Annotated in this window: 18 protein-coding genes; 10 read left to right on the top strand and 8 right to left on the bottom strand. The window is 65.7% G+C overall.

Annotated features, from left to right (window positions below):
* Positions 1-117 precede the first annotated feature (117 nt).
* Positions 118-1539: a malonyl-CoA decarboxylase gene (locus C1720_RS03720; RefSeq protein WP_102283279.1), complete on the top strand. Its 1422-nt coding sequence runs from the start codon at positions 118-120 to the stop codon at positions 1537-1539.
* Between the two features lie 228 nt (positions 1540-1767).
* The gene (asd, locus tag C1720_RS03715) at positions 1768-2745 is read left to right on the top strand and encodes an archaetidylserine decarboxylase (RefSeq protein WP_439650732.1); all 978 of its coding nucleotides are present in this window, start codon (positions 1768-1770) and stop codon (positions 2743-2745) included.
* Positions 2746-2896: 151 nt separating this feature from the next.
* Here asd and mnmM read toward each other — a convergent pair whose 3' ends face one another.
* Both mnmM and tsaD read right to left on the bottom strand, forming a co-directional pair.
* Complete coding sequence (gene mnmM, locus C1720_RS03710; protein WP_102283277.1) at positions 2897-3487, bottom strand: tRNA 5-(aminomethyl)-2-thiouridylate-methyltransferase MnmM; 591 nt, start codon at positions 3485-3487, stop codon at positions 2897-2899.
* A complete protein-coding gene (gene tsaD, locus C1720_RS03705) occupies positions 3481-4536 on the bottom strand; it encodes a tRNA (adenosine(37)-N6)-threonylcarbamoyltransferase complex transferase subunit TsaD (RefSeq protein WP_102283276.1) in 1056 nt (351 codons plus the stop codon). The genes mnmM and tsaD overlap by 7 nt, the downstream gene beginning before the upstream one ends.
* An 88-nt stretch (positions 4537-4624) precedes the next feature.
* Between tsaD and C1720_RS03700 the strand changes: the two genes are divergently transcribed.
* The gene (locus tag C1720_RS03700) at positions 4625-4990 is read left to right on the top strand and encodes a thioredoxin family protein (protein WP_102283275.1); all 366 of its coding nucleotides are present in this window, start codon (positions 4625-4627) and stop codon (positions 4988-4990) included.
* A gap of 22 nt (positions 4991-5012) precedes the next feature.
* Here C1720_RS03700 and C1720_RS03695 read toward each other — a convergent pair whose 3' ends face one another.
* From C1720_RS03695 to C1720_RS03675, 5 genes are all read right to left on the bottom strand, one after another.
* Entirely contained in the window at positions 5013-6089 is a 1077-nt protein-coding gene (locus C1720_RS03695; RefSeq protein ID WP_102283274.1) for an acyltransferase family protein, read from the bottom strand.
* A 53-nt stretch (positions 6090-6142) separates the two neighbouring features.
* The gene (gene dacB / locus C1720_RS03690) at positions 6143-7618 is read right to left on the bottom strand and encodes a D-alanyl-D-alanine carboxypeptidase/D-alanyl-D-alanine endopeptidase (RefSeq protein ID WP_102283273.1); all 1476 of its coding nucleotides are present in this window, start codon (positions 7616-7618) and stop codon (positions 6143-6145) included.
* A gap of 37 nt (positions 7619-7655) precedes the next feature.
* Positions 7656-8345 (bottom strand): MarC family protein, encoded by a 690-nt coding sequence (locus tag C1720_RS03685; RefSeq protein ID WP_102283272.1) that lies wholly within the window; start codon positions 8343-8345, stop codon positions 7656-7658.
* A 563-nt stretch (positions 8346-8908) separates the two neighbouring features.
* A complete protein-coding gene (locus tag C1720_RS03680; RefSeq protein ID WP_102283271.1) occupies positions 8909-9412 on the bottom strand; it encodes a copper chaperone PCu(A)C in 504 nt (167 codons plus the stop codon).
* Positions 9413-9457: 45 nt separating this feature from the next.
* Positions 9458-10078 (bottom strand): SCO family protein, encoded by a 621-nt coding sequence (locus C1720_RS03675; RefSeq protein ID WP_233199793.1) that lies wholly within the window; start codon positions 10076-10078, stop codon positions 9458-9460.
* Positions 10079-10319: 241 nt separating this feature from the next.
* Here C1720_RS03675 and C1720_RS03670 point away from each other — a divergent pair, with 241 nt between their 5' ends.
* The 7 genes from C1720_RS03670 (at position 10320) to proB (ending at position 17701) form a co-directional block, all read left to right on the top strand.
* Entirely contained in the window at positions 10320-11669 is a 1350-nt protein-coding gene (locus C1720_RS03670) for a Na(+)-translocating NADH-quinone reductase subunit A (RefSeq protein WP_102283269.1), read from the top strand.
* A gap of 6 nt (positions 11670-11675) precedes the next feature.
* Positions 11676-12887: an NADH:ubiquinone reductase (Na(+)-transporting) subunit B gene (locus C1720_RS03665; RefSeq protein WP_102283268.1), complete on the top strand. Its 1212-nt coding sequence runs from the start codon at positions 11676-11678 to the stop codon at positions 12885-12887.
* Positions 12880-13677, top strand: coding sequence for a Na(+)-translocating NADH-quinone reductase subunit C (locus C1720_RS03660; RefSeq protein WP_102283267.1), 798 nt, complete (start codon positions 12880-12882; stop codon positions 13675-13677). The genes C1720_RS03665 and C1720_RS03660 overlap by 8 nt, the downstream gene beginning before the upstream one ends.
* Positions 13678-13692: 15 nt before the next feature.
* Entirely contained in the window at positions 13693-14361 is a 669-nt protein-coding gene (locus C1720_RS03655) for an NADH:ubiquinone reductase (Na(+)-transporting) subunit D (RefSeq protein WP_102283266.1), read from the top strand.
* 1 nt (position 14362) lies between these two features.
* Positions 14363-14971 (top strand): NADH:ubiquinone reductase (Na(+)-transporting) subunit E, encoded by a 609-nt coding sequence (gene nqrE / locus C1720_RS03650; RefSeq protein ID WP_050715538.1) that lies wholly within the window; start codon positions 14363-14365, stop codon positions 14969-14971.
* Positions 14968-16191 carry an NADH:ubiquinone reductase (Na(+)-transporting) subunit F gene (nqrF, locus tag C1720_RS03645; RefSeq protein ID WP_102283265.1) on the top strand — a complete coding sequence of 408 codons (1224 nt, stop codon included), beginning with the start codon at positions 14968-14970 and terminating at the stop codon, positions 16189-16191. Before nqrE ends, nqrF begins: the two co-directional genes overlap by 4 nt.
* A 379-nt stretch (positions 16192-16570) precedes the next feature.
* A complete protein-coding gene (gene proB / locus C1720_RS03640; protein WP_102283264.1) occupies positions 16571-17701 on the top strand; it encodes a glutamate 5-kinase in 1131 nt (376 codons plus the stop codon).
* A 93-nt stretch (positions 17702-17794) separates the two neighbouring features.
* Here the strand turns inward: proB and C1720_RS03635 are convergent, their stop codons facing one another.
* Positions 17795-18553, bottom strand: coding sequence for a glycosyltransferase (locus C1720_RS03635; RefSeq protein WP_102283263.1), 759 nt, complete (start codon positions 18551-18553; stop codon positions 17795-17797).
* Positions 18554-18565 lie beyond the last annotated feature (12 nt).

Raw genomic sequence — 18565 nt, 5'->3', positions numbered from 1 at the left:
GGCACCTAGGGAAACTCCGCCTGTGCCTAAAAAAGAAAACGGATATATCTTGTCCGGGAGCTGTTTTCCTTGAGCGCGCCTTGGGCGCTCTTGTGTTCAAAAACCAGGAGGTTTGCTATGAAAAAGACGTCTGGTCCGGCTTTGTCTCCCGCTGCCGAAAGCGCTACGGCCCGCACCATGCGCGAGCGCTTGGGTTCGCTTTTGGGCCGTCAGGGCGAGGCCCTGTCGCCGCGCGTGCTGCGCCGCACGCTGGCCGAGTTGCAGGCCGTGGGCAATCCGCTGATTAGCGATGTAGAAGGCGCGCGCCTGGCCGCTGGCGTGGCGCAGTGGTACGCGCGGGCCACGGCGCAGCAGCGCCACGATTGCTGGCTGCTGATGAGCGAGCAGTTCGCCCCCGATGTGAGCATGCTGGAAGAGGCGCGGCGCGACTATGAGGCCGCGCTGGGCACGCCGGCCGAGGCCCAGGCCGAAGTGCGTTTGCGCCGCGCTTTCGTTTCGCCGCGCACGCGGCTGTTGCAGCGCTTTGCGGCTTTTCCTGACGGCATGCGTTTTCTGGTGGACATGCGCGCCGAGCTGCTGCCCGCCCTCAAGAGCGACAAGCGCCTGCTGGCGCTCGATGCCGAGCTTCAGGCGCTGTTTTCCACCTGGTTTGACGTGGCGTTTCTGGACTTGCAGCGCATCAGCTGGCAGTCGCCTGCGGCGCTGGTGGAAAAGCTCATCAAATACGAGGCGGTGCACGACATCACCAGCTGGGCCGACGCCAAAAACCGCCTGGACGAAGACCGCCGCTGCTACGGCTTTTTTCACCCCCGCCTGCCGGGCGAGCCGCTCATTTTTGTGGAGGTGGCGCTGCTGCAAGACATGGCCGCCAGCATCCCGCCGCTGCTGGATGAAAGCGCCGCGCACGCCGATCTCAGCCGCGCCAATACGGCCATCTTCTATTCCATCAGCAACACGCAGCAGGGCCTCAAAGGCGTGAGCTTTGGCGATTCGCTCATCAAGCGCGTGGTGGAGGCGCTGCGCGCCGAATTCGGCCAGATCAAGACCTTTGCCACGCTCTCGCCCATCCCCGGCTTGCGCGGCTGGGTGCAGGCTCATGCTGGCGAGCTGCTGCAAGCGGCCAGCTCGCGCTCGCGCCAGGCGCTGGCGCGGCAGCTGGGCGCGGCCGGTAAGGGCGATAAGGGCGATAAGGGCGATGTGACGGCCGAGGCGCTGCTCAAGGCGCTCGATGGCGTGGCGGCGCTGGATGAAAAGTCGCCCCTGGCGCGCTGGCTGCTGGCGGCGGCTGCGCGCTACCTGGGGCGCGAGACGGACGCGCAAAAGCGCCCGCTGGACGCCGTGGCGCGCTTTCACCTGGGCAACGGCGCGCGCGTGGAGCGCATCAACTGGCTGGGCGATCCGTCGCCCAAGGGCCTGAAGCAGTCCTGGGGGCTGATGGTCAATTACTACTACGACTTGCGGCGCCTGGACAAGCACCGCGCCTTGCTGGCGCAGGGAAAAATTGCTGTCTCCGGCGCGGTGGAGAGCTTGCGCGAGTGAAAGCCTGCCGGCAGCCTGTTCGCGCTTTTCGCGCCTCTACGGCCAGGCTTTGAACAGGTTTTGCAGCCCATTCCGGCCCGCCGCCCATCGCACTCAGGCGGTGAACGGGTTCAAGGGCTGATGGCCCAAGGTCTGTTTTGAAGCGGCGCGGGCCATGGCTGGCCCGCCGCCTTCTCCTTTTGCAAGGCGTCTGCAAGGACAATCCGCTTTTTTCCGACAGCCATTGCCATGAACCTAGCCGTTACCGCCCAGCACCTGCTGCCCAAGCGCCTGCTCACTCAACTGGCGGGCTGGCTGGCCCGCAGGCCGGGGCCGCATGCGCCTTTTCTCATTCGCCGCTTTATCGCCCGCTACAAGGTGGACATGAGCGAGGCGGCCAATCCGGACATTGCCAGCTACGCCACGTTCAATGACTTTTTCGCCCGCGCCTTGCGCGAAGGCGCGCGCCCGCTGGCGCAGGCTGATTGGGTGTGCCCGGCAGATGGCGTCATCAGCCAGCTTGGCCCCATACAGCTGGGGCAGCTCATTCAGGCCAAGGGGCATCACTACAGCGCCACGGCTTTGCTGGGCGGCGACGAGGCGCTGGCGGGCCTGTTCAATGGCGGGCACTTCGCCACCATCTACCTCAGCCCGCGCGATTACCACCGCATCCACATGCCTTGCGAGGGGCGGCTGCGGCAGATGATTTACGTGCCGGGCGATCTGTATTCGGTGAATTTCGCCACGGCTGAAGCCGTGCCGGGCCTGTTTGCTCGCAATGAGCGCGTGATCAGCGTGTTCGACACCGCCTGCGGCCCGCTGGCGCTGGTGATGGTGGGCGCCGCCATCGTCGGCAGCATGGCCACCGTGTGGCACGGCACGGTGAACCCGCCGCGCACCTATTACCCGCGCCAGTGGCGCTACCGCGACGAGCGCGCGCTGACGCTGGCGCAGGGCGCGGAGATGGGGCGCTTTTTGCTTGGCTCCACGGTCATCCTGCTGTGGCCGCGCGAGGCGCAGCTGCGCTTCGCCGAGGGCCTGCTGCCCGGCCAGGGCGTGCGCATGGGGCAGGCGCTGGCCAGTTTCAGCCCGCCTTCAGCGTCCGATGCCGCTGATGCGCCGGAGGGCGGCGCGCCGTCCGCTTCAGACCAGCAAGGGGCGGTTCACGCCCCGCCCGGGAATGCCGGCCAGGCGGATGGGGATGAGCAAGGCGCAGGCGCTGTTTGAGCCATGAGCAGGCGGGAAGGCGGCTGCTTTGCCCGCTATTTAGCTCCTTTATTCATAGCATGATGTCCTAGTGGATATTGCGCTGCCCGGCATTTAATGCCCCTTGAATTCGCTCCTTCTTTTGAGTAAGCAGGGCTGCCGGGCCATGCTCTCAGCCGCGCTCTGGCGCTTTTTTGCCGATGCCAAAGCACACGGGCGGGCAGTTGGGCTGGTTGATGAACTGGTACTGAAGCACCTGCCACTGCCGCGCATCCAGCGCGGCCAGGCGGCGTTGCAGCAGCGCCATTTCGTCCGCGCCGCCATCGTGGCCGTGGTAGGCCACGATGGCGATGCGCCCGCCCGGGCGCAGCCGGGCCTGAATGCTTTCGACGGCGCGCCAGGTGCTCTCGCCTTGCGTGATCACGCTTTTGTCGCTGCCGGGCAGGTAGCCCAGGTTGAAGATGGCGGCGCAAACGGCCTCGTTAGCAGGCAGGTGCCGGTCCAGGCGCGCGTGCGAGTCGTGAATGAGCGTGACGGGCGCAGCAGGTTCTGCGGGCCAGGCCAGCGCGTGCCGGGCCAGGCGCTGGCGCGTTTGCTCGATAGCGGCGGCCTGAATGTCAAAGGCATACACGCGGCCGGTGGGCACGAGCCGGGCCAGAAACAGCGTGTCGTGCCCGTTGCCCGCCGTGGCGTCGATCACGGTGCTGGCGGGCGTGATGACTTCTTGCAGCAGGCGGTGGCTGAACTCGCGCGCGTTCAGCATGCCGGGCCGCCCTGGCTGATTGGCTCCAGCGGCCAGCGGGGCTTCACATCAAAGGCGTAGCGCCGCTCGGGCCGCGCCAGCCCGGCCTGCCAGCGCAAGGCGGCGGCGGCGGCGATCATGGCGCCGTTGTCGGTGCACAAACGCGGCTCGGGGTAGTGCACGCGCGCGCGGCGGGCGGCGCAGGCGGCGTCCATCTGCTGGCGCAGCAGGCGGTTGGCGCTCACGCCGCCAGCCACCACCAGGCGATTCAGCCCCGTGGCCTTGAGCGCAGCCAGCGACTTTTTCACCAGCACGTCCACAATGGCCGCTTGCGTGCTGGCGGCCAGATCGGCGCGCGTGGCCGCGTCTGGCCCGGCGGGCAGCTTGCGGACTTGCGTGAGCACGGCGGTTTTCAGCCCCGCAAATGAAAAGTCCAGATTGCCGCTGTGCAGCAGCGGGCGCGGCAGCGCATAGGCATCGGCGCGGCCCGCCTCGGCCAGCCGCGCCAGCGCCGGGCCGCCGGGGTAGCCCAGGCCCAGCAGCTTGGCGGATTTGTCGAACGCCTCGCCCGCCGCGTCGTCAATCGTCTCGCCCAGCAGGGCGTAGCGGCCCACGCCGTCCACGCGCATCAGCTGCGTGTGCCCGCCGCTGACCAGCAGGGCCACGAAGGGAAAGCGCGGCGCGTCATCGCTCAAAAAAGGCGAGAGCAAATGCCCCTCCAGGTGATGCACGCCCAGCACCGGCAGGCCGCGCGCAGCCGCCAGCGCGCAGGCCACGCCCGCGCCCACCAGCAGCGCGCCAGCCAGGCCGGGGCCGCGCGTGTAGGCGATGAAGTCCACGTCTGCCAGCGTGCGCTGCGCCTGCTCCAGCGCCTGCCGCGCCAGCGGAATGACGCGGCGGATGTGATCGCGGCTGGCCAGCTCGGGCACCACGCCGCCATAGTCGGCGTGCATGGCCACTTGCGAGTGCAGCGCCTCGCCCAGCAGGCGCGGCGCGCCGCCAGGCCCGATTTCCACCAGCGCCACGCCGGTTTCGTCGCACGAAGATTCAATGCCCAGAACCACAGTCATAGGGCGGCGAGTGTAGAAAATCCGCCCTTTTCTCTCTTTGAACCGGCCGTGGACGGGCCGCCTTTCATGCCCCTGGCGGGCGCTTCACATGACATCCCACGCATCGCTGCAAACCCTTCTGGCGCAAACGCTGGCCGCGCACTCTGCCGACAGCCCTGCCGAACGCCCCGCTCCGCTGGCCGTGCTGTGCCTGTGCGCCGCCTGGTGCGACACCTGCCGCCAGTGGCAGACCACCTTCGAGGCCGCCGCCCGCGCGCGGCCCGATCTGGCCTTTCGCTGGATCGACATTGAAGACGAAGCCGACGCGCTGGGCGATGCGGACGTGCAGGACTTTCCCACCCTGCTCATCGGCACGGCCAGCGCCACGCTCTTTTACGGGCCGGTGCTGCCGCAGGCCGGCCAGATCGAGCGGCTGCTGCGCGCAGCGCAGGCGAAACTGCCCAGCCAGGCTTGAATGGGACAGACTGAAAACCGGTTCAGCGCGCCGGATGGCCCGTCAGCCGCCGCGCCCAGCCGCTGGCGGCGGCGCGGTTGAACAAAGGCCATTCAATCCAGCGGAACCACAGCAGGGAAATGGCGCTGATGGCCACGGGCAGCGCCAGCAAAAAAGCGTCCAGCGCCAGCAGGCTGCCGGCGGGCAGCCGCACGCGCAGGTGGCTGCTTTGGTCCAGCAGCAGCGGATGCAGCAGGTACAGGGCGTAAGAAGCGTCGCCCAGCGCCACCAGGGGGCGGGGGGCGCGCCATTGCCAGTCTGAAAAAGCCAGCGCCACCAGCAAAAAACCAAAACCTGCCACGCCGAAGGTGGCCGCGCGCATGAACTCAATGCGGTCATACATGGGCGACTGGCTGCCCATGCCCAGGCCATAGACGATGCAGCACGCGCCCGCCAGCGCCAGCCATTTGGCGTGGGCGGCCGCGTGCAGGCAGGCCTGGCGCTTGCGCAGGTGTGCCCACAGCGCGCCCGCGAGAAATTCAAGGCCCAGGCCCGTCAGCGCGAAACGCGCGGGTTGCAGGCCCGCCTGCACGGTCGGGTAGCGCCAGAAGTACCAGGCGGCGTTCCACAGCAGCAGCCCTGTAAAAGCCGCCAGCATGGCGGGCGCGCGCCAGCGGGGCGCGAAAAGAAAGACCAGCGCAATCCACAGATAGAAATACAGCTCGTAGGTGAGCGACCAGGCCGTGGGCACCCAGTTGTCAAACAGGCTGGGGCTGAGCAGCAGGGCGCTGCGCACGGCCTTGCCCAGCGGCGGCCAGGCGCTGGCGGCCCAGGCCAGGGCGGCCGTCAGCAGCAGCACTGGCCAGTAACCCAGGTAGATGCGCAGCCCGCGCCGCAGCAAAAAGCGCCTGGCGCTGTAGCTGGTCTTGTCGGCTGTCTGATAGACGACGAAGCCGCTGAGAACAAAAAAGACATCCACGCCCGAAAAGCCCCAGTGCATCCACGCTTGGGCAGGGGCCAGGTGCGGCGAGGTGGCCCAGTGCGGCGCCATGTGGAAAAACAGCACGGCCAGTGCCGCCAGCGCGCGCAGCGCCTGGAGCCAGTCGTTTTTTGGGTTCATTGGATGTGACTTCAGGCGCGGGGCTGCAATTGCGGATTGACGGGCGGGCGAAATCAGTCGCGCGCGGCCCAGGCCACGAGCTGGCGCAGGGCAGGGCGGGCGGCGGGCGCGTTGGGGTGGTTGATGATGGCGGCCACCGCGTAGCGGCGGCCGCTTTGGCCCTGCACGTAGCCGGCGATGGCGGTCACGTCGCGCAAGGTGCCGGTTTTCAGGTGGGCGCGGCCCAGCACTTCGGGCGCGGTCATGTCGCGCGTGGTGCCGTCCACGCCCGCCACGCTCAGGGAATTTTCAAACGCGGCGGCATTGGGGCTGCGCGCGGCTTGCTGCAAGAGGGCGACGAGCGCGCGCGGCGTCACGCGCGCCAGACGCGAGAGGCCCGCGCCGTTTTCGGCAATGGGCGCAGGCAGCGCGCCCAGCCACCGGTTGCCCGCCCACCAGCGGCGCAGCGCCCCGCGCGAAGCTTCAAAGCTGCCCCTGTGCCCATCATGGGCCGAGAGGGTGAGAAAGAGCTGCTGCGCCATCACGTTGTTGGAGAACTTGTTGATGTCGGCAATGATGGAGGCCAGCGGCAGCGAGTAGCCGGTGGCCACCAGCTCGCCCTGCGCGGGCTGGTTGGGCAGGTTTTTCACCTGGCCGGTGAGCTTGCCGCCAATGCCGCGCCACATGGCGTCAATCACGCGGCTGGCGTAGCTGGCGGGGTCGATATAGGCCACGGCCCAGGTTTGCTCGCCGCAGCGCGCCGGATAGCGGCCCGCAAAGCTCACCTGCGCGGGATGGGTGAAATTGGCGCGTATCTTGCTGCGCCAGTCGCCGCAGGCGCCCTTGGCCGTGGCAATGCTGGCGGGTATGCGCACGCCGCTGATGGGCGGCTCCGTGGTGATGGCCGCGCGCTTGCCGCCGGCGGCCGGGGTGAATTTGTAGATGATGGATTTGAAATTGACGAGCAGCCCGTCGGGCGCGGCGTTGTAGGGGCGCAGAGGCTCGTCGTCAAACGCGCCGGGGTCGCGCGCGGACACGGCGAAGATGCCGTTGTCCAGAATGATGTCGCCACGGATTTCCAGAATGCCCTTGTCCATCACGGCCTGCAAAAGCTCTTGCAGGCGCTCGTGCACCAGCTTGGGGTCGCCGCTGCCCTGTATGAGCAGGTTGCCTTTGAGCACGCCGCCGCTGATGGGGCCTTGCGCATACACGCGCGTGCGCCAGAAGTGGGCGGGGCCCAGCATGTCCAGCCCCGCGTAGGTGGTCACCATCTTCATGACGGAGGCAGGGTTCATCGGCTCGTCGGCCTGCCAGGCCAGGCGCTGCTGGTTGTGCGCGGGCGTGGGCGTGGCGGCCTCGCCGCTGGCGGGCATGGCCTGCGGCACGGAAACCGGCTCGATCAGCAGCGCCAGTGCGCTCTCGGGCACCTGGGCGCGGCGCAAGGCGTGGGCCACTTCAGGCGGCAGCGGCGCTTGCGCGCGGACGCTGCCGCACAGCGCGGCGGTCAGCGCCAGGGTCATTGCAAAGAGGCGGCGGAAAGTTGTGCTCATTTGGAAGTTTTCTGCAAAAAGCGCTCTGGACAGGTTCTCAGATCAGCTCGGCGGCCAGCTGGCGCGCCAGCTCGCTGAAGCCGTCCCAAACAATCTGCACGCCCACGCACAGCAGGATGAAGGCCGACAGGCGCAAAAACACCACCATGCCCGCCTCGCCCAGCGGCTCCAGCAGCCGCCGCGCGTTGCGATAAACCAGATACACCGTCAGCCCGGTCAGGAAATTGGCCGCCACGGCGCCAGCCATGCGCGCCAGCAGCACGCTCCACTTCGGATCGAACAGCGCCGCGCCCACGGTGATGGCCGCCGCAATGGAGCCGGGGCCGCAGGAGATGGGAAAAGTGAGGGGATAAAAAGCCTGGCTGCGCGCCTGCTCGGCGGTATAGGTTTCGGCCAGCTGGCTGCGCGGGCTTTTCTCCTGCACGCGGCTGTTGAGCAGCTGCCAGGCCGTGCGGGCCACGATCATGCCGCCCGCCACCCGCACGATGCCCAGCGACACGCCGAAAAAGTCCAGCACGTAAGAGCCAAACAGCATCGCGCCCGAGAGCAGCAAAAAAGAATTGAAGCCGATGCGCTTGGCCAAAACGGAGCGCGTGCCCTTGCTCGCGCCTTCCGTCAGCGACAGAAAAGTGGGCGCCATGGCCAGCGGATTGATGATGGGAAGAATGGCCGCCAGCACGAATATCAGCGCTTTGGCAAGGGCGGTCAGCAGCAAGAAGATTTCCATAGAAGCGGCGAATGTATCGAATTGCCACGCCCACCCCGGCCTTGGAGCCTGTTCGTGAGTGCAAAGCGGGCAGTCAGCGGCGCAGCCCATCCTCGCCGGGCCGCAAGCGGGCCATCAAACCCGTCTGCGGTTTTCGCTTTGCAGCCCATTCCGCTTCCCGATCCGCTGCCCCTTCAGCTGAATGAATCGAAAACAAGAGCAAATACAGGGTAGCAAAAATGCCGTCTCGCGCAGATTGCACTAGGACATCATGCTATGGATAGAGGAGCGAAATCAAGCGGCCTGCCAGCGGCTTCCGTCAGTCTGGCCGTGGCTCCTTGCGGGCAGGCCGTGAACAGGCCGGGGGAGCGAAAAACTCCTGCGCGGAGCCTGGCGGCGGCGCTGGCGGATGGCCTGCTGCCGTGAAAGGCCGCGTCCGCTTGCCGTGCCGCCTTCAGGCGCTTTGCGGCGTTGCAAATCCTCGCTGGGCCACAAGGACTGTCTGTGCCTTGCAGCCCATCCCGGTCCACTGTCTCATGGCCAGATCATGGACGGGTCCATGAACGGGCGCTTGAGAGCGCGGCTCAGTGTTTGTGGCCCGCGTGGCCTTCGTGGCCGTGACCGTCGTGATGGTCGTGGCCGCTGCCGTGCTGCTGGCCCAGCTCGGTCACGGGGGCCTGGATTTGCTGGGTGAATTGCTTTTTGCTGGCGGCGTCTTCAAACGTGAGCGTGACGGGCACGGTGTCGCCGCCTTTCAGGGGCTGCTTGAGTTCCATCAGCATGACGTGATAGCCGCCGGGCTTGAGTTCGACGGGCTGGCCCTTGGCAATGGGCAGGCCGTTTTCCAGCTGGCGCATTTTCATCACGCCCTGGTCCATGCTCATTTCGTGGATTTCAACCACGCCTGCGACGGGCGATGCGCCGCCGATCAGCCGCACGTCTTGCGCGGCTTCGATGTTCATGAACAGGCCGGTGGCTTTTTGCTCGGGCACGGTGCCGCGCACCCAGGGCGAGTGGATGGTGACTTGCTGCGCGAAGGCGCTGGCGCAGAGCGTGAGGCTGGCCAGGGTCAAGGCAAGGCGTTTCATGGCTGAGGTTCCTTTCTTTTGGGGTCAAAAAAACGGTTGGACGCGTCAGTCCGGCGCTTTCAGCAGCAGGCTGATGTCGTGGGCGTAGTCCTGCGGCGTTTGCTCGTGGCGCAGCGCCAGCCGCAGGCGGCCCTGCGGGTCGAATACGTAGGAGTGGGCCGTATGGTCCATGGTATAGCTGCTGCCGGTGGGCACTTTGCGGTAGTAGACCTTGAAGTCTTCGGCCACCTTGGCCAGCTGCTCGCTGCTGCCGCGCAGGGCGATGAAGCTGGGGTCGAATGCGTTCATGTAGGCGCGCAGCACCTCGGGCGTGTCGCGCTCGGGATCGACGGTGACGAAGATGACTTGCAGGCGCTCGCCATCCTTGCCCAGCATCTTCTTGACCTCGGCGGCGCGCAGCAGCGACGTGGGGCAGATGTCGGGGCACTGCACGAAGCCAAAGTACAGCAGCACGGCCTTGCCTTTGAAGTCGGCCAGGCTGCGCTCCTTGCCATCGGCATCGGGCAGGTGGAAATCCTTGCCGTATTTGGGGCTGCCGGTCAGGTTCACGCCCCGAAAAGGCTCCGGCAGTGCAGCGGGCTGCTGGTCGGTCTGCGGGCTGCAAGCGGCCAGCAGGGCGGCCAGGGCCAGTTGCGCCAGCGCCAGGCGGCGGGAGATGGGAGTCACGCAAAAACCTCCTTCTTGGAGCGTGTTTGCATTTGCGGCCAGATTGCAAACAGGCTCTTGCTGCACAGGGTGGATGTGGCAGGCATGCTGGCAGGCAGCCTTCCGCCACGAGCGAAGGGGCGATTGTGCAATGCCCGTCATGGCGCGCCGCCAGCGGTTTTGCGGCTGCTCACGCGGGCATCACACTCGGTTACGTCTCGTAGAATGCGGCCCTTTTATCCCATGATGTAAGGCAAGCGAGATGGTCAAGATCAAGCGCGGCCTGGACCTCCCCATTGAGGGAAGCCCCCAGCCGCAAGTCAGCGATGCGCAGGCCGTGCGCAGCGTGGCTGTCATCGGCGCGGACTATCACGGCCTCAAGCCTTCGATGGCCGTTCAGGTGGGCGATCGGGTGAAGACGGGCCAGCCGCTGTTTTCCGACAAAACGCGGCCCGGCGTGCACGTGACGGCGCCTTCTGCGGGCGTGGTCAGCGCGATCAACCGGGGCGAGCGGCGCGTGTTGCAGTCGGTGGTGATTGACGTGGACGGCGCGCCAGAGCAGGAAGAAGCGCTGTCTTTCGCGCGCTATGACGACGCAGCGCTGGCGCAGCTGGACGCAGCGCAGGTGCGCGAGAACCTTTTGCAGTCTGGCCAGTGGACGGCGCTGCGCACGCGGCCTTTCAGCAAGGTGCCGGCGGCAGATGCGGTGGCGCAGGCCATTTTCGTGACGGCGATGGACACGCACCCGCTGGCGGCTGATCCGGCGCCCATCATCAAGGCGCATGCAGATGATTTCCGGCGCGGCTTGCTGGCGCTTTCGCGGCTGGCGCCCGTGTGGCTGTGCAAGGCTGAAGGCGCGGCCTTGCCGGGCGAAGATGTGCCGGGCGTGCGCGTTGAAACTTTCGCGGGGCCGCATCCGGCGGGGCTGCCGGGCACGCACATTCACTTTCTGCATCCGGTGGATGCCGCGCGCAGCGTGTGGCACATCGGCTATCAGGATGTGATTGCCACGGGCAAGCTGTTTGCCACGGGGCGGCTGTGGACGCAGCGCGTGGTGGCGCTGGGCGGGCCGGTGGTGAAACAGCCGCGCCTGCTGCGCACGCGGCTGGGAGCCAATTTGCAGGAGCTGACGGCTGGCGAGCTGGCGGACGGCGAAAACCGCGTGATTTCCGGCTCGGTGCTGGGCGGGCGCACGGCGCAGGGGCCTTACGGCTTTCTGGGCCGCTATCACGTGCAGGTGAGCTGCCTGCACGAAGGGCGCGAGCGCGAGATGCTGCACTTTCTGCGGCTGGGCGCGGACAAGCATTCGGTGACGGGGGCTTTCCTGTCGAGCTTCATGGGGCGGCGCTTGCTGCCCATGACCACGTCCACGCAAGGCAGCCCGCGCGCGATGGTGCCCATTGGCAACTATGAAGCGGTGATGCCGCTGGACATTCTGCCCACGCAGCTTTTGCGCTATCTCATCGTGGGAGACACCGAGATGGCGCAAAAGCTCGGCTGCCTGGAGCTGGACGAAGAAGACCTGGCCCTGTGCACCTACGTGTGCGCAGGCAAATATGAACACGGCCCCATCCTGCGGGACGTGCTGGCCCGCATCGAGAAGGAGGGCTGAAGAAAAATGGGTTTGCGATCTTTGCTGGACCGGCTGGCGCCGCACTTCGAGGAAGGCGGCCGCCTGCACCGGTGGTTTGCGCTTTATGAAGCGACCGACACCTTTTTGTACCGCCCCGGCAGCGTGACGCGCAGCACGGCGCACGTGCGCGACTGCCTGGACCTGAAGCGCATGATGATTCTGGTGTGGCTGTGCACTTTCCCCGCCATGTTCTTTGGCATGTGGAATGTGGGCTACCAGGCCAATCTGGCTTTTGCCGTGCAGCCTGATTTGCTGGCGGCGCAAACGGGCTGGCGCTTTGAAGTGCTGCGCCACCTGGCCGGGTTTAATCCCTCAAGCGTCTGGCACAACCTGCTGGGCGGCGCGCTGTGGTTCGTGCCCATCTACGCCGTCACCTTCGCGGTGGGGGGCTTTTGGGAGGTGCTGTTTGCCACCATCCGCAGGCACGAAGTGAACGAGGGCTTTTTCGTCACGTCCGTGCTGTTTGCGCTCACGCTGCCGCCCACCATTCCGCTGTGGCTGGTGGCGCTGGGCATCAGCTTTGGCGTGGTGCTGGGCAAGGAAGTGTTTGGCGGCACGGGCAAGAACTTCATCAATCCGGCGCTGGCCGGGCGCGCCTTTTTGTTCTTCGCCTACCCGGCTTTCATTTCGGGCGACGCGGTGTGGAATGTGGTGGATGGCTACGCAGGCGCCACGGCGCTGAGCCAGGCCGCCGCTGGCGGCGTGCAGGCGCTGCCCGCGCATGGTTTGAGCTGGATGGATGCTTTCCTCGGCTTCATGCCCGGTTCGGTGGGCGAGACGAGCACGCTGGCCATTTTGCTGGGCGGCGGCGCGCTGCTGGTCATGCGCATCGCGGCCTGGCGCATCGTGGCGGGCGTGATGCTGGGCATGGTGGCCTTGAGCACGCTGTTCAACTGGATCGGATCGGCCTCCAACCCCATGTTCGCCATGCCCTGGTACTGGCATCTGGTGCTGGGCGGCTATGCCTTCGGCATGATGTTCATGGCAACCGATCCGGTATCGGCTGCCATGACGAACGCGGGCAAATGGGCCTTCGGCATTCTGATTGGCGTGATGGTGGTGATGATCCGCGTCATCAACCCCGCTTTCCCCGAAGGGATGATGCTCGCCATCCTGTTTGGCAACCTGTTTGCGCCGCTCATCGACTATTTCGTGATGCAGGCCAACATCAAGCGGAGGGCCGCACGCCGTGTCTGAAGTCAAGCAAGAATCCACGCGCCGCACGCTGCTGGTGGCGCTCATGGTGTGTCTGGTGTGCTCGGTGGTGGTGGCGGGCGCGGCCGTGGGGCTGAAACCCGCGCAGGTGATCAACCGCGAGCTGGACAAGCAGCGCAACATCCTGTCGATTGCCCATCTGGCCGATGCCGCCGCGCCCGCAGCCGAAGTGCAGCGCATCTTCAAGGAGCGCATTCAGCCCCGCCTGGTCGATCTGGACGCCGGGCGCTTTTCCGACGCGCAAGACGCCGCCACGTTTGACGCGCTCAAGGCCGCGCAAGACCCGGCCCTGTCGGCTCCGCTGGCGGCCAGCGACGACATTGCTTCCATCCGCCGCCGCGAGCGCTATTCGGTCGTTTACCTGGTGGAAGACGCGGGTGCGCTGCAAACCATCATCCTGCCCGTGCGCGGCTACGGCCTGTGGTCCACGCTGCACGGCTTTATCGCGCTGAAAAACGACTTCAAAACCGTGGTGGGCCTGGGCTTTTACCAGCACGCCGAAACGCCCGGCCTGGGCGGCGAAGTGGACAACCCGCGCTGGAAGGCGCTGTGGCCCGGCAAGCAGGTGATGGATGGCGAGGGCCAGCCCGCCATTCGCATCGTCAAAGGCAATGTCGATCCGGCCAGCCCGCAGGCGCTGCACCAGGTGGATGGCCTGGCAGGCGCCACGCTCACCAGCAACGGCGTGAGTCATCTGCTCAATTTCTGGCTCGGCCCCAAGGGATTTGGCCCGCTGCTGGCCCATTTGCGCGAAGAACAAGGCACGCACTGACAAGGACTGACACACATGGCACAACCCACGATCAGGCAGGTTCTGCTCGACCCTGTCCTGAAGAACAACCCCATCACCCTGCAAATCCTGGGCATTTGCTCGGCGCTGGCCGTCACCTCCAACCTGAAAACGGCGCTGGTCATGTCCATTGCGCTCACGCTGGTGACGGCTTTTTCCAACCTGTTCATCTCGGCCATCCGTGCGCAAATCCCGTCTTCCATCCGCATGATCGTGCAGATGGTCATCATCGCCTCGCTGGTCATCGTGGTGGATCAGGCGCTCAAGGCCTTCGCCTTTTCGCTGTCCAAGCAGCTGTCGGTATTCGTGGGCCTGATCATCACCAACTGCATCGTCATGGGCCGCGCCGAAGCCTTTGCCATGCAGAACCCGCCCGTGCTCTCGTTTTTTGACGGCATTGGCAACGGGCTGGGCTACAGCGCCATGCTCATCACGCTGGGCATCTTCCGCGAGCTGTTTGGCGCGGGCAAGCTGCTGGGCCACACCATCTTGCCCGTGGTCAATGACGGCGGCTGGTACGTGCCCAACGGCCTGCTGCTGCTGCCGCCTTCGGCCTTTTTCCTCATTGGCCTGATCATCTGGGCCTTGCGCACCTGGAAGAAAGACCAGGTGGAAGCCGCCGCCTGGCATCTGGCCCCGCAAGTCAGCAACAGGGAGGGCGTCTGACATGGAGCACTACCTCAGCCTTTTTTTCCGCTCCGTGTTCATCGAGAACATGGCGCTGGCCTTCTTTCTGGGCATGTGCACCTTCATTGCCATTTCCAAAAAGGTGCAAACGGCCATTGGCCTGGGCGTGGCCGTGGTGGTGGTGCAGGCCATCACGGTGCCTGCCAACAACCTGCTTTACCGCTGGCTGCTCAAAGACGGCGCGCTGGCCTGGGCGGGCCTGCCGGAAGTGGATCTGGGCTTTCTGGGCCTGCTGTCTTACATCGGCGTCATCGCCGCCATCGTGCAGATTCTGGAAATGCTGCTCGACAAATACGTGCCCAGCCTCTACAACGCGCTGGGCGTGTTCCTGCCCCTCATCACGGTGAACTGCGCCATCATGGGCGGCACGCTTTTCATGGTCGAGCGCGACTACACCTTTGCCGAAAGCGCCGTCTATGGCGTCGGCTCCGGCCTGTCGTGGGCGCTGGCCATTGCCGCGCTGGCGGGCATCCGTGAAAAGCTCAAATACAGCGACACGCCCGCCGGCCTGCGCGGCCTGGGCATCACCTTCATCACCATCGGGCTGATGGCGCTGGGCTTCATGTCCTTCTCGGGGGTGCAAATATGACCACCGAAATCCTGCTCGGCGTGGGCATGTTCACCGGCATCGTGCTGGCGCTGGTCGTGCTCATTCTCTTTGCGCGCTCCAAACTCGTCTCCAGCGGCGACGTCACCATTGAAATCAATGGCGAACGCCGCATCACCGTCCCTTCTGGCGGCAAGCTGCTGCAAACGCTGGCGGCGCAAAACATCTTCCTGTCCTCGGCCTGCGGCGGCGGCGGCACCTGCGCGCAGTGCAAATGCATCGTCGAAGAAGGCGGCGGCGAAATGCTGCCCACCGAAGAGCCGCACTTCACCCGGCGCGAAGCGGGCGAAGGCTGGCGCCTGTCATGCCAGACGGCGGTCAAGCAAAACATGAAGATTCGCGTGCCCGAAGAAGTCTTCGGCGTGAAAAAGTGGGAATGCACGGTCGAGTCCAACCCCAACGTCGCCACCTTCATCAAGGAACTCACCCTGCGCCTGCCCGAAGGCGAACACGTCAATTTCCGCGCCGGCGGCTACGTGCAGCTCGAATGCCCGCCGCACACCGTGGCCTACAAAGACTTCGACATTGGCGATGAATACCGCGCCGACTGGGACAAATACAACCTCTGGCGCTACGTCTCCAAAGTGGAAGAAACCACCGTGCGCGCCTATTCGATGGCCAACTACCCCGAAGAAAAAGGCATCGTCAAATTCAACATCCGCGTCGCCACCCCGCCGCCCGGCCGCGACGACATCCCGCCCGGCAAGATGTCCTCGTGGGTGTTTGGCCTCAAGCCGGGCGACAAAGTCACCGTCTATGGCCCCTTTGGCGAGTTTTTCGCCAAGGAAACAGACGCCGAAATGGTCTTCATCGGCGGCGGCGCGGGCATGGCCCCCATGCGCTCGCACATCTTTGACCAGCTCAAGCGCCTGCACAGCCAGCGCAAGATTTCCTTCTGGTACGGCGCGCGCTCCCTGCGCGAAGCCTTCTACGTCGAAGAATTTGACCGCCTGGCCGCCGAAAACCCCAATTTCACCTGGCACCTGGCGCTCTCCGACCCGCAGCCCGAAGACCACTGGAGCGGCCCCACCGGCTTCATCCACAACGTGCTCTACGAGAACTACCTCAAAAACCACCCCGCGCCCGAAGACTGCGAGTTCTACATGTGCGGCCCGCCCATGATGAACGCCGCCGTCATCAAGATGCTGCTGGATTTGGGCGTGGAGCGCGACAGCATCTTCCTGGACGATTTCGGCGGCTGATGCGGCTCCTTGCGCTGCAAGGCACGGGGAAAAGCAGAAAACGCGCTTTATGCAAATGCCAACGGCTGAAAAGCTGCTGGCATTTTTAATGCGTGCAACCACCGGGCGCGGCGGGGGCGGTCGGGACGGGGCCTTGGACTGCTTCCGTCCGCCTGCTTGCATCAAAAAACAGGAGCTAATTCGGTGGGGGTGAAATGCCCTTCCGAGCAGATTCCACTAGGACATCTTGCTATTAAACAAGGAGCGAAATGAGCCTGTCCGCCCACTGTCTGCTCGCTGCCTGCGCCTTGGCGCATCCCCGCCCACGGGCGCCGCGCTGAGCTGGGGGCGGGCAGGGCGCGCGCTCTACACTTTTGCTTTTTTGCCGAGCTGTTCCGTCATGCAACCCCTCTCTCCTGTTCTGAGCGAAGCCAGACGCATCGTTATCAAAGTTGGCTCCAGCCTTGTCACCAACGAAGGGCGCGGGCTGGACGAGCAGGCCGTGGGGCAGTGGTGCCGCCAGATGGCCGCCCTGGTGCGCGAGGGGCGCGAAATCATCATGGTTTCCAGCGGGGCCATTGCCGAGGGCATGAAGCGTCTGGGCTGGGCGCGCCGGCCCCATGCCGTTCATGAACTGCAAGCCGCCGCCGCCGTGGGGCAAATGGGGCTGGCGCAGATGTACGAGCGCCAGCTGGCCAGCCACGGCCTGGGCAGCGCGCAGGTGCTGCTGACGCACGCCGACCTGGCCGACCGCGAGCGCTACCTGAACGCGCGCAGCACGCTGCTGACCCTGCTGGGCCACGGCGTGCTGCCTGTCATCAATGAAAACGACACGGTGGTTACGCACGAAATCCGCTTTGGCGACAACGACACGCTGGGCGCGCTGGTGGCCAATCTGGTGGATGCCGATCTGCTCATCATCCTGACGGACCAGCAGGGCCTGTACACCGCCGATCCGCGTCATGACCCCGCTGCCGAGTTCGTGCACGAGGCGCAGGCGGGCGATGCCGGGCTGGAGCGCATGGCTGGCGGCGCAGGCTCCGGCATCGGCACGGGCGGCATGATCACCAAGGTGCTGGCGGCCAAGCGCGCGGCCGGATCGGGCGCCAGCACCGTCATTGCCTGGGGCCGCGAGCCGGATGCGCTGCTGCGCCTGGCGCGCGGCGAGCGCATTGGCACTTTGCTGGTGGCGCCCACGCGCCGGCATCACGCCCGCAAGCAGTGGATGCTGGACCATCTGCAATTGCAAGGCAGTGTGCGCATTGACGCGGGCGCCGCTGCCAAGCTGCGAGATGAAGGCAAGAGCCTGCTGCCCATAGGCATGACGGCTGTGCAGGGGCAGTTCGCGCGCGGCGACGTGATCGCCATTCTTGACGAGGGCGGCGCGGAGCTGGCGCGCGGGCTGGCCAACTACTCCAGCGCCGAAGCGCGGCTGCTGTGCCGCAAGCCTTCAGCCGAGATTGCCGCCACTCTGGGCTACGCGGTGGAGCCGGAAATGGTGCACCGGGACAATCTGGCGCTATTGGATTAGAAGCAAATTCAAGGAGCTGAATTGCCCTTTTGTCGCCGTGGATGCTGCGCAGGTTGCTATTGTTTCAGAAGCGAATGTCGTCTATTTCTTCGTCTATTCCCGCCAGTGCTCGCCCACCCAGAGCGCAGGGCGGATGTAGCGAAAGCGCCGGTTGCGGCGGCCGGCCAGCGCGTCGGGCGGGTTGCATTCGCCGTGAAAGATGACGATGCGTGCGCCCGCCGGTATGGCGGGCGGCTTGAAGTAATTGGCGGGCCAGCGCGGAATGCTGTGGTATTTGAAGCTGGGGCACCACTGGGCGGGCCAGTAGGCCAGCCTGCCCTGGCGGTGCAGAAAGTCCGAGAGATAGGCCTGCTCGTTGCGAAACTGCCGGCGAATGGATTCAAAGTGCGTGCGGAAATGTTCCAGCACGTCGGGGTGCGCGCCCAGCTCGAAGCGATAGACGGAGGAGTTGCCCGTGATGCGCCAGGGGCGCTTGTAGTCGTGGATGATGAGAAATTCGCCCGGCTGGGTGAAAAACTCGTCCAGGCTGCCGACGATGACGACGTCAATATCCAGAAAAAGGGCCGTGCCGCGCAGGCCGTATTCGTTGCACAGGCTGCGGCTGAAGGTGGTGAGCTTGGTCCAGCCGCGCTCGGGTATGCCCGGGGGCAGCGCCAGCGGCGGGATGGGCAGGCACTGCACTTCAGGGCGGATGCCGCTGGCGTCGTCCGTGAGGCAGATGAAGCGGAAATCGCCTTGCAGATGGCGGCGCGCCATGCCGTAGAGGCGGTTGACGTATTCGGGGCCGTATTTCCGGCCCCATTTCATGCACAGGATGTGGCGGGCGGTTTGCGGCGCGGCGGCGTGGGTCATGGGCGGCGGGGC

The sequence above is a fragment of the Ottowia massiliensis genome (assembly GCF_900240305.1).
GTDB lineage: Bacteria > Pseudomonadota > Gammaproteobacteria > Burkholderiales > Burkholderiaceae_C > Ottowia > Ottowia massiliensis.
This window is presented reverse-complemented; position numbering and strand designations above follow the sequence as displayed.

Excerpts from the sequence above, each read along its gene's own strand:
- C1720_RS03655 (WP_102283266.1), top strand. The coding sequence starts at position 13,693 with ATGGCACAACCCACGATCAGGCAGGTTCTGCTCGACCCTGTCCTGAAG.
- C1720_RS03720 (WP_102283279.1), top strand. The coding sequence starts at position 118 with ATGAAAAAGACGTCTGGTCCGGCTTTGTCTCCCGCTGCCGAAAGCGCT.
- dacB (WP_102283273.1), bottom strand. The coding sequence starts at position 7,618 with ATGAGCACAACTTTCCGCCGCCTCTTTGCAATGACCCTGGCGCTGACC.
- C1720_RS03670 (WP_102283269.1), top strand. The coding sequence starts at position 10,320 with ATGGTCAAGATCAAGCGCGGCCTGGACCTCCCCATTGAGGGAAGCCCC.
- C1720_RS03665 (WP_102283268.1), top strand. The coding sequence starts at position 11,676 with ATGGGTTTGCGATCTTTGCTGGACCGGCTGGCGCCGCACTTCGAGGAA.
- nqrE (WP_050715538.1), top strand. The coding sequence starts at position 14,363 with ATGGAGCACTACCTCAGCCTTTTTTTCCGCTCCGTGTTCATCGAGAAC.
- C1720_RS03685 (WP_102283272.1), bottom strand. The coding sequence starts at position 8,345 with ATGGAAATCTTCTTGCTGCTGACCGCCCTTGCCAAAGCGCTGATATTC.
- tsaD (WP_102283276.1), bottom strand. The coding sequence starts at position 4,536 with ATGACTGTGGTTCTGGGCATTGAATCTTCGTGCGACGAAACCGGCGTG.
- C1720_RS03635 (WP_102283263.1), bottom strand. The coding sequence starts at position 18,553 with ATGACCCACGCCGCCGCGCCGCAAACCGCCCGCCACATCCTGTGCATG.
- C1720_RS03700 (WP_102283275.1), top strand. The coding sequence starts at position 4,625 with ATGACATCCCACGCATCGCTGCAAACCCTTCTGGCGCAAACGCTGGCC.
- proB (WP_102283264.1), top strand. The coding sequence starts at position 16,571 with ATGCAACCCCTCTCTCCTGTTCTGAGCGAAGCCAGACGCATCGTTATC.
- nqrF (WP_102283265.1), top strand. The coding sequence starts at position 14,968 with ATGACCACCGAAATCCTGCTCGGCGTGGGCATGTTCACCGGCATCGTG.
- mnmM (WP_102283277.1), bottom strand. The coding sequence starts at position 3,487 with ATGCTGAACGCGCGCGAGTTCAGCCACCGCCTGCTGCAAGAAGTCATC.
- C1720_RS03695 (WP_102283274.1), bottom strand. The coding sequence starts at position 6,089 with ATGAACCCAAAAAACGACTGGCTCCAGGCGCTGCGCGCGCTGGCGGCA.
- C1720_RS03680 (WP_102283271.1), bottom strand. The coding sequence starts at position 9,412 with ATGAAACGCCTTGCCTTGACCCTGGCCAGCCTCACGCTCTGCGCCAGC.
- asd (WP_439650732.1), top strand. The coding sequence starts at position 1,768 with ATGAACCTAGCCGTTACCGCCCAGCACCTGCTGCCCAAGCGCCTGCTC.